This is a genomic window from Variovorax sp. EL159, from assembly GCF_900100965.1.
GTDB lineage: Bacteria > Pseudomonadota > Gammaproteobacteria > Burkholderiales > Burkholderiaceae_C > Variovorax.
Genome location: NZ_FMUJ01000001.1, coordinates 319998 through 332833 on the forward strand (window position 1 = coordinate 319998; position 12836 = coordinate 332833).

General features: G+C 66.5%; 13 protein-coding genes. 4 read left to right on the forward strand and 9 right to left on the reverse strand.

Going from position 1 to position 12836, the window contains the following annotated elements; genetic code table 11:
• Window positions 1–35: 35 nt before the first annotated feature.
• Window positions 36–239: a hypothetical protein gene (locus BLQ28_RS01495; RefSeq protein WP_143012396.1), complete on the forward strand. Its 204-nt coding sequence runs from the start codon at window positions 36–38 to the stop codon at window positions 237–239.
• On the opposite strand, the gene lnt is transcribed toward BLQ28_RS01495, so the two are convergent.
• From lnt to BLQ28_RS01510, 3 genes are read right to left on the reverse strand one after another with little or no spacing between them, the layout of a single operon-like run.
• Window positions 226–1791: an apolipoprotein N-acyltransferase gene (gene lnt / locus BLQ28_RS01500; RefSeq protein WP_093236794.1), complete on the reverse strand. Its 1566-nt coding sequence runs from the start codon at window positions 1789–1791 to the stop codon at window positions 226–228. The two genes, BLQ28_RS01495 and lnt, sit on opposite strands and share 14 nt — an antisense overlap.
• Window positions 1755–3143 (reverse strand): ATP-binding protein, encoded by a 1389-nt coding sequence (locus tag BLQ28_RS01505; RefSeq protein WP_093236795.1) that lies wholly within the window; start codon window positions 3141–3143, stop codon window positions 1755–1757. Before BLQ28_RS01505 ends, lnt begins: the two co-directional genes overlap by 37 nt.
• On the reverse strand, window positions 3140–3805 hold the full coding sequence (locus BLQ28_RS01510) for a response regulator transcription factor (RefSeq protein ID WP_093236796.1): 666 nt from the start codon (window positions 3803–3805) through the stop codon (window positions 3140–3142). Before BLQ28_RS01510 ends, BLQ28_RS01505 begins: the two co-directional genes overlap by 4 nt.
• Before the next feature lie 227 nt (window positions 3806–4032).
• Between BLQ28_RS01510 and BLQ28_RS01515 the strand changes: the two genes are divergently transcribed.
• The 3 genes from BLQ28_RS01515 to BLQ28_RS01525 are packed head-to-tail and all read left to right on the forward strand — an operon-like array spanning window position 4033 to window position 6340.
• Window positions 4033–4665, forward strand: a complete 633-nt coding sequence (locus tag BLQ28_RS01515) for a DedA family protein (protein ID WP_176800983.1) — start codon at window positions 4033–4035, stop codon at window positions 4663–4665.
• Window positions 4666–4713: 48 nt separating this feature from the next.
• The gene (locus BLQ28_RS01520; protein WP_093236798.1) at window positions 4714–5340 is read left to right on the forward strand and encodes a class I SAM-dependent methyltransferase; all 627 of its coding nucleotides are present in this window, start codon (window positions 4714–4716) and stop codon (window positions 5338–5340) included.
• Window positions 5333–6340 carry an aspartyl protease family protein gene (locus tag BLQ28_RS01525; protein WP_176800984.1) on the forward strand — a complete coding sequence of 336 codons (1008 nt, stop codon included), beginning with the start codon at window positions 5333–5335 and terminating at the stop codon, window positions 6338–6340. The genes BLQ28_RS01520 and BLQ28_RS01525 overlap by 8 nt, the downstream gene beginning before the upstream one ends.
• Before the next feature lie 162 nt (window positions 6341–6502).
• Here the strand turns inward: BLQ28_RS01525 and BLQ28_RS01530 are convergent, their stop codons facing one another.
• The 6 genes from BLQ28_RS01530 to BLQ28_RS01555 form a co-directional block, all read right to left on the reverse strand.
• Entirely contained in the window at window positions 6503–6823 is a 321-nt protein-coding gene (locus BLQ28_RS01530) for a ComEA family DNA-binding protein (protein ID WP_093236800.1), read from the reverse strand.
• 128 nt (window positions 6824–6951) lie between these two features.
• Window positions 6952–8121, reverse strand: coding sequence for a lipopolysaccharide assembly protein LapB (gene lapB / locus BLQ28_RS01535; protein WP_093236801.1), 1170 nt, complete (start codon window positions 8119–8121; stop codon window positions 6952–6954).
• Entirely contained in the window at window positions 8111–8446 is a 336-nt protein-coding gene (locus tag BLQ28_RS01540) for a LapA family protein (protein WP_093236802.1), read from the reverse strand. The genes lapB and BLQ28_RS01540 overlap by 11 nt, the downstream gene beginning before the upstream one ends.
• 46 nt (window positions 8447–8492) lie before the next feature.
• Window positions 8493–8819 (reverse strand): integration host factor subunit beta, encoded by a 327-nt coding sequence (locus BLQ28_RS01545; RefSeq protein ID WP_093236803.1) that lies wholly within the window; start codon window positions 8817–8819, stop codon window positions 8493–8495.
• Window positions 8820–8895: 76 nt separating this feature from the next.
• Window positions 8896–10584 (reverse strand): 30S ribosomal protein S1, encoded by a 1689-nt coding sequence (gene rpsA / locus BLQ28_RS01550; RefSeq protein ID WP_007829366.1) that lies wholly within the window; start codon window positions 10582–10584, stop codon window positions 8896–8898.
• A gap of 196 nt (window positions 10585–10780) precedes the next feature.
• Window positions 10781–12835 (reverse strand): bifunctional 3-phosphoshikimate 1-carboxyvinyltransferase/cytidylate kinase, encoded by a 2055-nt coding sequence (locus BLQ28_RS01555; protein WP_093236804.1) that lies wholly within the window; start codon window positions 12833–12835, stop codon window positions 10781–10783.
• Window position 12836: the final 1 nt, after the last annotated feature.

The window sequence follows — 12836 nt, forward strand, 5'->3', positions numbered from 1 at the left end:
CCAACGGGCCTCGAGTGGCTCATCAGGAGACCCCCATGCGAGAGATACCTTCGCCGACCATGCCTTTTGCAGGGCTCGGCACCCGGACCCGCACATCGCCGTCCGTGGGCGGGCGCGACGCGAAGCAGCCACTGGCGGCTTCGGGCGCGCCGCACCCGCCCGACCTGCATCCGCGCATCACGCTCTTTCGAAAGAAGAGATGCTGGATCGCGCGGGTGTTCGGCTTCACCGGCCGCTGACAGCCGCACGCGCGGGCCGAAGCGACGGTACCAGCGCCAGCACTGGCAGCAACGCCAGCGCGAACAGTGGCCAGAGTCCGAACGCGCTCGCCCACCACGCATAGGGCGTTATTCCGGTGCGCCCCTGTACCTTCGCTTCGAGTTGCCCCTGCACATGCGCGGGCAGCGCGTACGCAACCTTGCCCCGGTGATCGATGGCCACGGTGGCGCCCGTGTTGGCCGCGCGCAGCATCGGCCGCTCGAACTCCAGTGACCGCATGCGGGCGATCTGCAGGTCCTGCTGCATGGCCTCTGTGTCGCCAAACCATGCGATGTTGCCGAGGTTGACGAGCATCGTCGGCTCATCGGCGGCATCGGCGAAGCGCAGTGCGAGTTCTTCGCCGAACAGCTGTTCGTAGCAGATGCTCATGGCAAGGCGCTCGCCGTGCACGACGAAGGCGGGTGAACGCGCGGGCCCTGCGTTGAGTTCACCCAAGGGCAGGTCGAGCAGGCGCTTGAACCAGCGCATTCCGATCGGCGTGAACTCGCCCAGCGGCACGAGGTGGTGCTTGTCGTAGCGGTAGTGCGGACGGCCGGGTGCCAATGCGATCGCCGAGTTTGAATAGCCCGTGCCTTCGTCCCCCAGCGGCAGGCCGAACACGGCGTGGGTGCTGCCCGTTGCGAAGCGTTGGTCGATCGCTGGCCAGAAGTCGGCAGGCATCTCCTTCGGCAGGAACGGGATCGCCGTTTCGGCTGCGATCACGACGTCGGTGCGGGCCGTCGTCAACGCATGCATGTGCCAGGCGAGTGCGCCGCCTTGTTTTCTGGCGGAGAACTTGTCGCTCTGGTCCACGTTGCCCTGAAGCAGGGTCACGCTCAATGTGCCCGTGGGCTCGGTGAAACGCGCAGGCCCGAGAAGCGCGAGCGCGCCGAGCACGAGCGCGCCGGTCGCCACGCCACGCCAGCGGGACCGGCGCCGCATGGTTGCAAAGACGCTCCACGCCGCGAGCGTGGCGCCCACGGCGCCGACGCCATACACGCCCACCCACGGCGCGAGCGAGGCAAGGGGACTGTCCACGTGGGCGTAGCCCGAGGCCAGCCACGGGAAGCCGGTGAGCGCCACGCCCCGGCCCAGTTCCGCGAGCAACCAGAACGCCCCGAAGCGCAGCGCGTCGCGTAGCGGTTCGCCACTTCGGCAGCGCGCAAACAGCACAAGCGCGAGCGCAAGGAAGAGCGATAGAAAAGCACCGAACGCCACGACGGACAGCGCCGACAGCCACGCCGGCATGCCGCCGTAGCGATGCATGCTGACATGGAGCCACCACACGCCCGCCCACATCCAGGCAGCGCCATAGGCGGCACCGAGCAGGCCAGCTCGGCCCGCGCTGGCCTGCCGCGAGACACGCCACGCCAGAAAGCCGCAACACGCAAGCTGCAGCCACCAGGCCTGCGTGTGCACGAAAGCGATGGTCTGCAGGGCACCCGCCGCGGCGACCAGCAGCAGTTCCATCACGGGCTGCGCGGGCGGCTGCGCTGTCAGCTTCGGACCAGCGCGTCCGCCGGATCGAGCCATTCGGGAAAGCAGACGCTGATGGCGAAGCCGCGTCCGCGCAAGCCTTGGCCAAGCTCGATCCGCGCGTCATGCGTCTGGGCGATGCGCGCAACCAGCGAAAGGCCGATGCCGCTGCCCGACTGGCCCGCGCCCGGCACCCGGTAGAAGCGCTCGAAGATCCGCGCATGCTCGGACGCGGGAATGCCGGGCCCGTCGTCGGCCACGCGCAGGCAGACGCCGCGCACGCCCTTCGCGTTCGTGCGGCGGCAGGAGATGACGATCCTTCCGCCGTCGCAGGTAAAGCGCAGCGCGTTGTCGACGAGGTTGCGCAAGAGGATGCCCATCTCGTCGGTATCGCCCCAGACCGTGCAGGGCTCGACGATCAACGACAGCTGCACGCCCTTGCGGGCCGCAAGACTCTCGAAGTCGCGCACCACGATCTCGACCAGTCGCGACAGCTCCAGCGGCACATGCCGCTCGGTGTCGGTGGCGGCATCGAGCCGTGCCAGTGCGAGCAGTTGCTCCGACAGGCGTGCGGTGCGGTCCACGCCGGCGGCCAGTTGCATCAGCGACTCGTTCTTCTCCGCGATGCTGCCCGCGCGCTGCGCGACGTGCGCCTGCGCGGCGAGTGCCGCCAGCGGCGTGCGCAGCTCGTGTGCGGCATCGGCGATGAAGCGGCGCTCGCCTTCGACGGCGCGATGCAATCGCTCGAGCAGGCGGTTGAAGGACTCGATCAGCGGGCGCATCTCGACCGGCAACCCTTGCAGCGGCAGTGGCGAGAAATCGAGCGCCTTCTTGGCCTGCACCGCGTCATGCACCGCGATGACCGGACGGAACGACCAACGGATGACCCACCAGATGGTGGCGCCGAGCAGGGTCAGCATCACCGCCGTATTGAGCAGGGCGAACTGGACGGCATTCCACAGGTCGGACTGCCATCGTGTCAGCGGCCGACTGACTTGAACATGGATGTGGCGCGCGGGATCGGAGACGGCAAAGACGCGAAAGCTCTCTCCGCCGATCTGCTCGCGGGAATAGCCGTCGGTGAAGTCGGCCCGCATCGGTGTCTCGGCCGCATCGGGGCTGCGCATCACGTTCCGCCCGCGCACCCAGACCTGGAATGCAACGCCCACCTCGCTCTCGAATGACGGGGGCGTCGCCACCGTGCGCTTGACCGGCGGCGCGGCCAACAGCAGCTCGATGTTCGGCGGCATCGACAACAGCACGAGGTTCGCCGAGACCGACAGCGTGCGGTCGACGAAGCCGACGCGATCGCGCCACATGGTCCACGACATCACCAGGCCCCAGCCGGACCAGAACAGCAGGATCGAAGTCATCAGCGCGATCAGCAAACGGGTGCGCAACGACTTCACGACTGCGCCTCCCCGATGCGATAGCCGAAGCCGTGCACCGTGGCGATGAGGTCTTCGCCGAGCTTGCGCCGCAGTTGGTGGACGTAGACCGCGACGGTGTTGCTTTCGATGGTTCCCGAGTCGCCATAGATCATGTCTTCGAGCTGGTCGCGCGTGACGACGCGGCGCTGGCGCTCCATCAGCGCCAGCAACGTGCGGTACTCGTAGGCGCTGAGCGCCACGGGCTCGTTGGCCCGCGTGACCACGCGCCGCGCGGGGTCGAGCGTGACCTGTCCGGCCGTCAGCACCTCGGTCACGCGGCCCTGGCTGCGGCGCGTCAGCGCACGCAGGCGCGCGTACAGCTCATCGAGTTGAAAGGGCTTGACGAGGTAGTCGTCCGCGCCGGCATCCAGGCCGCGCACGCGGTCGCTGAGCTGGTCGCGCGCGGTGACGATGAGCACCGGGGTGCCGTCGTAGCGGCCGCGCATGAAGGTCAGCACGCTCAGGCCCGAGGCGCCCGGCAACTGCAGGTCGAGCAGGACCGCGGTGAAGTGGTGATCGGTCAGCGCCAGCCGCGCGGCGGCGGCATCTTCGGCGCATTCCACGCTCCAGCCGTTCTGCTTCAGGCCCGCGGCCACGGCGCTGGCCAGCATTGCATCGTCTTCCACCAACAGGATGTGCATCGTGACTCTTTCTTCTCCCGGATCGGGAGCCGCAAGGATGCTGCACGGCCATTAAAAAGTTCTTAACCGCCGCTCAACAGAATCGGGTCGTGGATGTGCAGATGCCTTTTGCCAGTGCTCATCCGGCAACACAAGGACCGCCATGACCCCCGATCGCAAACTCCCTGTCTTCTTGTCGTTTCCGCGTGCGCGTTCCGGCCGCGATGCTGCCTGAACGGGATCGCATCATGGACCCACTCGGCATGACGATGGCCTGGCTTGCCACGCAAGGGTTGATGGGGTTGGTCGGCGTGACGCTGTTCGAGCGCATGGTGCCGATCGTGCCGGCGCATGCCCTGCTGGTTGCGATCGGCGTGGCCTGCGCGCAGGGCCGCTGGCCGTTGCCGCAAGCGATTGCCGTCACGGCGCTGGCGAGTTTTGCCGGCTGCTTGTGCATCCATGCGGCCGGGTCTCGGGTCGGTCCTCGCCGGTCGCTGGCGGGGCTGCGCCGCGTGTCGGCGTTCTTGCGCATACCGGCTGCGCGATGGGAGCGGATGGTCGCGCAGTGCCGCATCCGCGAAGGCGCGTTCGTCTTCGCGTTCTCCGCGCAGTTCGTTCCGCTGGCGCGAGAGATCGCGCCGGGGCTCGCGGGCATGTTCCGCGCCGAGCCCTTGCCCTTCTTCACCGGAACGGCGGCGGGCATCGTGCTCTGGAACGCGCTGTTCATCTGCGCCGGCCACGTCGCGGCACGCTGGAGCGGCGCCAGCAACACGTCTGGCGTGGCTTTCGGCACCTTGATCGTTTTATTGGTTGCGGAGGTCGTGGTGCTCGCGGTGTGGCGTCGTGTGGTTCGCACGCACGACGCCGGCGGCCGCGAGTGAGCGCCAGGAAGAAATCGCCGTGACATTCATCTGAAAGAAAGTCCAAGCATGTCGATTGCCGAAAAAATGTTGTTCCTGCGTTCCTGGTTGCGCGACCCGCAGCTTGTCGGGGCGGTGGCGCCGTCCAGCCGCGCACTGGCGGCGCTCATCACCTCGGACATCCGGTCGTCGAACGAGCCCGTCATCGAACTGGGGCCGGGCACCGGCGTCTTCACCCAGGCGCTGCTGGCCCGCGGCGTGCCCAGGGAGCGGCTGGTGCTGGTCGAGGCCGACCCCGCATTCGCCAGATCGCTGGGGCAACGGTTTCCGGGCGTGCGGGTGCTTCAGATGGACGCGGCACACCTGGGCCAGACGGGCGTTTTCTTCGGCCGCGAAAGGGCGAGCGCCATCGTCAGTGGCATCCCCTTGCTGGCCATGCCTGTCGAGAAGGCGATGGCGATCATCCGGGGCGCGTTCCTGCGGCATCTGCGTGCAGATGGCGCGCTGTATCAGTTCACCTATCTGCCGCGTTGCCCGGTGCCGCAGGCGCTGCTGGAGCGCATGGGGCTGCATGCGGTGCGCATCGGCTTCGTTGTGGCGAATCTGCCGCCGGCATTTGTCTATCGGTTCCGGCGCGTCAATATGTCGGGTGGTCGTGTGGTCCGTGGTGAAAGCCCTGAAGGGCTGCTTGCTTGAATCGAAATTCCGAGAGGCGTCGACGTTGATGAAAAATCGTGTGAGCGAGTGCACTGCGCCAAGGCTGAGCCTTGTTGCGCTGACCCTGGTTGCCGTGGTCGGCTTGTCGTCATGCGCTAGCGATCAGGGGGCTCGGGTCCACGGCAATGCCGATGCCGGAACGCAGGGTGTTTCGAGCGTCATCCCTTTCGACTACGCCTCGCCGCAAGCGCCGCTCATCGTCGTCCAGGCAAAGGGCGGTGACGGTCGAGACAACATGGCGGTGGTCGTGGACACGGGCGCTGCAGCCCCCTTCGCAGTGTTCGTCAGCGAGGCCGTGGCGAAGCGGCACTCGCTGGCCTTGTCGGAGGAGATCGTGCCGGCGGACTCCATCGCCGTGGGGCCTCGCCGGCAAGGCTATCGGACGGCGAAGCTCGCGCGCTTCGAACTGGGCCTGGTGACGCTGGGCGCGACCGACATCGCCGTCGTCCCGATGATCGACCGGATGGCCGTGGGGCGACGTGTCGATGCCATCGTCGGCTACCACTTTCTGCGCGAGCGAAGGTTCGCCATCGACCACCGGGCACGAACCATTGATCTGGCCGCGCCTGCGGGCCCCGATGCCGAAGCGATCCGCTTCATGCTTGCCGCGAAGAAGCCGCTGATTCTGGTCGAGGCGATGGTCAATGGCGCGGGGCCATTCACGCTGGAGATCGATACCGGCGCTTCCGGCACCATGCTGTCGCGCGCGGCCGCTGCGCGTGCGCAGGTCGCGGCGACGGGTGCGGGCGTGCAGAGCGGGGCAGGGGGCCTTGTGCAGGTGGACGTGGGTGCTGCCTCCGTCGAGCTTGGTGGCGTCCGTCGCGCATTGAAGTTCGTGTCGATCTCGGATGCGATGGATTCCATCGGCACCGCAGCAGGAACATCCATCGATGGAATTCTCGGGACGGATTTTTTCTCGTGCTGCCGATTGATAGTCGACTATCCCAACCAGAGGTTGTGGCTCACCCAGGGGGACTAGGCTTCCGCGCCATGGCCTTGCCTGCCCGACGGCGGTCAGTCATGGCCACCATTGAAAACGCCCGATGGATCTCATCGGGCGTTGGGGTTTGGCTTGATTGAACAAGCCGGTCATGTGTCCTTCACGGGCATCGCCCCATGACTGGACGGGCCGAGGGAGCCCTTACTGCTTGGCAGGCGCCTTGGCCGCCTTGGCGGGTGCTGCTGCGGGCGCGCCGCCGAAGGCCTGGCCATTGACCGTCAGGCCGTCGGTCGACAGCTTGGCCGCCTTCTTTTCCTTCACGCCCTTGACGCGCTGCATGAAGTCGGACCAGTCTTTGAATTCGCCTTCCTTGCGCGCATCGAGGATGCGCTTGGACATCGCGGGGCCGACGCCCTTGATGCCGTCGAGCTCGGCGGCCGTGCCCTTGTTGACGTCGACGGCAGCGAACGACGATGCGACCGCGAACAGCAGGGCCGTGGCGGCCAGGATCTTCTTGAACATTGTTTGAACTCCCTCATTGTTGATATAGCCGACAGAAGCGTCGGCTCGGGCTCAACGGGCTCGGGAAGCGGGGCGTTGACGCCTGAAAGGCGAACGATCCCCCACGTGACTATTGTTCAGAACCGTGGTCAGAGTTCTTCGACGCGGCGGGGCGGATAGCTGTCCCAGGCCTGGCAGCCGGGGCAGTGCCAGAAGTACTGGTGCGCCTCGAAGCCGCACGCCGCGCAGCGGTAGCGCATCAGCGGCCGCGTGGCCTGGTCGAGTGCGCGCTGCACTTGCGGATGGAACTGCTCGTGCTCGAAGCGCTCGCCCGCCAGCCAGCGCGATGCCGCGACCAGCGACGGCTGCTGCGACAGGTGGGCGATGTAGCCGTCGCGCGGCGTGGGGGCCGGGTCTTGCGCGGTGGCGGTCGGTGTGCCGCCGAGGGCGATCAAGGCCTCGAGCACGTCGATCGATGGCGACTCGACATAGCGCCGCTGCAGCAGCGCGAGTGCCTCGCCTTCGCGGTGCGCGGCCACGGCCGCCTGCTGCAGCGCGGCGGCGTACAGCGGCAACGCGAGCGGGGCGGTGTCGCTCAGGGCGACGAGGGTGTCGAAGGCCGCGGCGGCATCGCCGTTGCGCAGTTGAAGCGTGGCGGTGTCGATGGCCGGGCGCGGGGCTTCCGGTGCCAGTTCGGCCGCCTGGGCGAGCAGCCTGGTGGCGCCCGGAACGTCGCCGGCGGCCACGCGCTCGGTCGCCTGTTCGCACAGGTGATGGGCGCGTCGCGTGCTGTAGCTGGCCTGGTCGGATTCATCGAGCTTCTGTGCCACGTCGGCCGCCTGGGCCCACTCGCGCGAACGTTCGTAGATGGCCAGCAGCGAGAGGCGCGCCTCGTTCTCGTAGCGCGTGCCTTCGAGCTTCTGCAGTGCGGCTTCGGCGCGATCGAGCAGGCCGGCGCGCAAGAAGTCCTGGGCCAGTGCGTGCTGGGCGCGCTCGCGGTCGCTGCGGCTCAGGTCGCCACGGCCCAGCAGGTGCTCGTGCACGCGCACGGCACGCTGGTACTCGCCACGACGGCGGAACAGGTTGCCGAGCGCGAAGTGAAGCTCTTGCGTGTCGGGGTCGTTCTGCACGGCCTCGATGAAGGCGTCGATGGCCTGGTCCTGCTGCTCGTTGAGCAGGAAGTTGAGGCCACGGAAGTAGGCCTTGGGCGCCTGCCTGTTTTCGAGCTTGAGCTGGCGGATGTCGAAGCGCGATGCGAGCCAGCCCAGCACGAAGGCGACGGGCAGGCCGATCAGCAGCCAGCTGGGATCAAAGTCCATGTTGACGTACGGCGGGAAGGTCGGTGGCGGTGATGGATGGCGCTGCCGCAGAGGCGGAAGCAGCCGTCGGTGCCGCGGGAGTCGGGGCTTCGGATGCGGAAGGCAATTGCGCCGCTGCGGCGCGGTGCTTCCACCAGCCCGGCAGCATGCCGAGCGCGCCCACCACGAGCCCGCCGGCGAAGGCCGCGAGCACGACGAGCACGAGCGGCGCACGCCAGTAGGTACCGAAGAAGAAATAGACGGTCGCGTCGTGCTGGTTGTTCAGCGCGAAAGCGAAGAGCGTAAAAAAAATGGCTGCCTTGAGCAGCCACAGGAGGTATTTCATAGCCGTTCCCGTTGCCGGGAGCATTCTACGTTTGTACCCATGTCGATCAGGCCTTGCGAGCCTTGGCTTCCTTGCCTGCGTCGAGCTCGGCGGTCTTTGCGTCCACGGCCTCGCGCAGGGCCTTGCCCGGCTTGAAGTGGGGCACTCGCTTCTCGGGAATCTGCACGCTTTCGCCCGACCGCGGATTGCGGCCGATGCGCGGCGGGCGCCGGTTGACCGAGAAGCTGCCGAACCCACGGATCTCGATGCGATGCCCGCGCACCAGCGCGTCGCTCATCGCGTCGAGGATGGTCTTGACGGCGTATTCGGCATCGCGGTGCGTGAGTTGCGCAAAGCGCGCTGCGAGTTCTTCGACGAGGTCAGAGCGGGTCATAAGAGGCCAGTGCAGAAAACGTAGACGAAAAAAAAGACAGAGCGGCCCCAAGGCCAGCTCTGTCTTCGGACTCAGCTTACTTGCTGTCGTTGTTGTCGAGCTTGGCGCGCAGCAGGGCGCCCAGGCTCGTCGTGCCCGCGTTTTCGCGTGCCGACTGCTGGCTCAGGCTGGCCATGGCGCCTTGTTCGTCGACCATGTCCTTCTGCTTGATCGACAGCTGGATGTTGCGGGTCTTGCGATCCACATTCACGACGATGGCGGTGACTTCGTCGCCTTCCTTCAGCACGTTGCGGGCATCTTCGACGCGGTCGCGCGAGATTTCCGAAGCACGCAGGTAGCCGATGATGTCTTCGCCCAGGTCGATTTCAGCGCCGCGGGCGTCAACCGTCTTGACCTTGCCGGTCACGATCTGGCCCTTGTCGTTCACGGTGGTGAACGTGGTGAACGGATCGCTGTCGAGCTGCTTGATGCCCAGCGAGATGCGCTCGCGGTCGACGTCGACTGCCAGCACGATCGCTTCGACTTCCTGGCCCTTCTTGTAGTTGCGAACGGCGGTTTCGCCGGCTTCGTTCCACGAGAGGTCCGAGAGGTGAACCAGGCCGTCGATGCCGGCAGCCAGACCCACGAACACGCCGAAGTCGGTGATCGACTTGATCGGGCCCTTGACGCGGTCGCCACGCTTCGTGTTTTGAGCGAACTCTTGCCACGGGTTGGCCTTGCACTGCTTCATGCCCAGGCTGATGCGGCGCTTGTCTTCGTCGATTTCCAGGACCATGACTTCGACTTCGTCGCCCAGCGAGACGATCTTGTTCGGGGCGATGTTCTTGTTGGTCCAGTCCATTTCGGAGACGTGCACCAGGCCTTCGATGCCGGGTTCGAGTTCGACGAACGCGCCGTAGTCGGCAATGTTCGTGACCTTGCCGAACAGGCGGGTCGATTGCGGGTAGCGGCGCGAAACGCCCATCCACGGGTCGTCGCCCATTTGCTTGAGACCCAGCGAGACACGGTTCTTTTCGGTGTCGAACTTGAGGATCTTGGCGGTGATTTCCTGGCCGGCCTGAACGACTTCGCTCGGGTGGCGGACACGGCGCCATGCCATGTCGGTGATGTGCAGCAGGCCGTCGATGCCGCCGAGGTCAACGAACGCACCGTATTCGGTGATGTTCTTGACGACGCCGCGGACAACAGCGCCTTCCTTCAGGGTTTCCATCAGCTTGGCGCGTTCTTCGCCCATGCTGGCTTCGACCACGGCACGGCGCGACAGCACGACGTTGTTGCGCTTGCGGTCGAGCTTGATGACCTTGAATTCGAGGGTCTTGTTCTCGTACGGGGTCAGGTCCTTGATCGGACGCGTGTCGATCAGCGAGCCCGGCAGGAATGCGCGGATGCCGTTGACCAGGACGGTCAGGCCGCCCTTGACCTTGCCGCTGGTGGTGCCGGTGACGAAGTCGCCCGATTCCAGGGCCTTCTCGAGGGCGAGCCACGAAGCCAGACGCTTGGCGGTGTCGCGCGAGAGGATGGTGTCGCCGTAGCCGTTTTCAACGCTGCCGATGGCAACGGAAACGAAATCGCCGGCCTGGACTTCGAGTTCGCCCTTGTCGTTCTTGAACTCTTCGATCGGCACATACGCTTCGGACTTCAGGCCGGCGTTGACCACCACGTGGTTGTGCTCGACGCGCACGACTTCGGCCGTGATGACCTCGCCGGTGCGCATTTCGGAACGCTTCAGGGACTCTTCGAATAGGTCGGCAAAAGATTCAGACATTTATGGTTCCTTCCGTCAGGCAGGGTTGGCAGGCGCTCTTGCGAAATTGCGTGCGGCTGCTGTGGGTCTGGAGACGGCGGTTTTGTGGGCTGGTGCCCGGGTTGGTTGAACAACCAGAAGGCCGGTGCGCTGTCGCGCGAAAAGAGCCTGCTGGAGCGGTATGCGCCAGCCGGAACATCCGGTTGGCGCGAGCCTTTCAAGCGAGCTTGAAGGGCTGTACTTGCTGCCACCAGTCCAACACCTGATCGATCGATTGCTCGATGGACAGCTGGGAGTTGTCGAGGTGGCGGGCATCCTGCGCTGGCTTGAGAGGGGCGACGCTGCGGGATGAATCCCGGGCGTCACGTGCTTCCAAGTCGGAGCGAAGACTGTCGAGTGTAGTCGAAATACCCTTTGAAATCAACTGCTTATGGCGCCGTTCGGCGCGCTGGACCGCGCTGGCGGTGAGATAGACCTTGAGGGTGGCGTCCGGAAAGATCACGGTGCCCATGTCGCGCCCGTCGGCCACCAGGCCGGGCAGCTGGCGAAACCGCTGCTGCAGGGCCAAAAGAGCCTCGCGCACGGCCGGCAGCGTGGAGACGCGGGATGCGTCCATGCCGGCGGCTTCGGTGCGGATCTCGTCGCTAACGTCTTCGCCGGCCAGCAGCACCTTGCCTTCGGTGAACTGGAGGGGCAGGGCCGCGGCGAGCGCGGCGATCTGCGCCTCGTGCTGGGCGTCGGCGTTCAGCCCGGCACGCCGGGCGGCAAGGCCGGTCACGCGGTAGAGCGAGCCCGAATCGAGGTAGTGGTAGCCCAGCAGGCGTCCCACTTCGGCTGCGAGCGTTCCCTTGCCCGAGGCGGTCGGGCCGTCGATGCAGATCACCGGAACCTCGGCGGCCTCGGCCACCGAGAACAGGGTCTCGAAGTAGTCGGGGAAGGTCTTGGCGACGCAATGGGGCTCGAGGATGCGCACTGGCACCCCGGCGGCGTTGAAGGCCGCGAGCGAGAAGCACATGGCGACGCGGTGGTCGTCATAGGTCCGGATGCTGGCGGGTTGCCAGTCGCCCTGCGCCAGTGGGTGCACGCGGATGAAATCGGGGCCGGCCTCGACCGTGGCGCCCAGCTTCTTCAACTCGTTGGCCATCGCGTCGATGCGGTCGGTTTCCTTGACCCGCCAACTGGCGATGTTGCGCAACGTGCTCGGGCCGTCGGCGTACAGCGCCATGACGGCGAGCGTCATGGCCGCATCGGGGATGTGGTTGGCGTCGATGTCGATGGCCTTGAGCGGCCAGGCGCCACGACGCACTTCGAGCCAGTTGGGGCCGCTGTCGACCTGTGCACCCATCTGCCGTGCGGCATCGACGAAGCGGATGTCGCCCTGGATCGAGTCGGCGCCCACGCCTTCGATCCGGATGCCATTCTTGCCAGATACACCGGTCGCCACTGCGCCGAGTGCTATGAAATAGCTAGCGGAAGATGCATCGGCTTCAACGTGGATGTCGCCCGGCGAGCTGTAGCGGCTCCCGGCGGGAATGGTGAAGCGCTCCCAGCCATCGCGTCGCACGGCGATGCCGAAGCGTGCCAGCAGGTTCAGCGTGATCTCGATGTAGGGTTTGGAGATCAGCTCGCCCACCACCTCGATCACGATGTCGCGCCCGGCTGCAACGCCGTTTGGCTGCGAAGCGGCGGCCGCACCTCCGGCCGCGAGCGGCAGCGCCAGCAGCAGGGCGGTCAGGAACTGGCTCGACACGTCGCCGCGCACGCGGATCGGCGTATCGAGCACCAGGTCGCCATGGTCGACGGGGTGAATGCGCAGCGGCGGGTAGCCGGGATTGCCGAGGTAGTCGATCTGACAACCGAGCTGGGTCAGCGCATCGACCAGGTCGCCGATGGGCCGCTCGTGCATGCGCGGCACGCCGCTCAGTTCGAACTCGCCGCCGAGCAGCGACAGGGCTGCCGTCAGCGGACGCATCGCGGTGCCGGCGTTGCCGAGGAACAGCGGCAGCACGTCCGGATTGGGTTTCAGCTGTCCGCCGAGGCCGGTCACGCGCAGGGTGTCGCCGGTGCGGTCGATGCCGCAACCGAGCGCGCGCAAGGCATCGAGCATCACGCGGGTGTCGTCGGAGTCGAGCAGGTCGTGAACGGTGGTGGTGCCGCTGGCAAGCGCAGCCAGCAGCAGCACGCGGTTGGAAATGCTCTTGGAGCCAGGCAGCCGGACCGTGCCGGCGGCACCCGTGAGGGGAGGGAGGTCGAGGAAGGCCGTCGAGAACATG

What these genes read in the sequence shown, in the direction of transcription:
- BLQ28_RS01495 (WP_143012396.1), top strand. Translation starts at nt 36, where the DNA reads ATGCGAGAGATACCTTCGCCGACCATGCCTTTTGCAGGGCTCGGCACC.
- lnt (WP_093236794.1), bottom strand. Translation starts at nt 1,791, where the DNA reads ATGGCTCGATCCGGCGGACGCGCTGGTCCGAAGCTGACAGCGCAGCCG.
- BLQ28_RS01510 (WP_093236796.1), bottom strand. Translation starts at nt 3,805, where the DNA reads ATGCACATCCTGTTGGTGGAAGACGATGCAATGCTGGCCAGCGCCGTG.
- BLQ28_RS01515 (WP_176800983.1), top strand. Translation starts at nt 4,033, where the DNA reads ATGGACCCACTCGGCATGACGATGGCCTGGCTTGCCACGCAAGGGTTG.
- BLQ28_RS01520 (WP_093236798.1), top strand. Translation starts at nt 4,714, where the DNA reads ATGTCGATTGCCGAAAAAATGTTGTTCCTGCGTTCCTGGTTGCGCGAC.
- BLQ28_RS01530 (WP_093236800.1), bottom strand. Translation starts at nt 6,823, where the DNA reads ATGTTCAAGAAGATCCTGGCCGCCACGGCCCTGCTGTTCGCGGTCGCA.
- lapB (WP_093236801.1), bottom strand. Translation starts at nt 8,121, where the DNA reads ATGGACTTTGATCCCAGCTGGCTGCTGATCGGCCTGCCCGTCGCCTTC.
- BLQ28_RS01540 (WP_093236802.1), bottom strand. Translation starts at nt 8,446, where the DNA reads ATGAAATACCTCCTGTGGCTGCTCAAGGCAGCCATTTTTTTTACGCTC.
- BLQ28_RS01545 (WP_093236803.1), bottom strand. Translation starts at nt 8,819, where the DNA reads ATGACCCGCTCTGACCTCGTCGAAGAACTCGCAGCGCGCTTTGCGCAA.
- rpsA (WP_007829366.1), bottom strand. Translation starts at nt 10,584, where the DNA reads ATGTCTGAATCTTTTGCCGACCTATTCGAAGAGTCCCTGAAGCGTTCC.
- BLQ28_RS01555 (WP_093236804.1), bottom strand. Translation starts at nt 12,835, where the DNA reads ATGTTCTCGACGGCCTTCCTCGACCTCCCTCCCCTCACGGGTGCCGCC.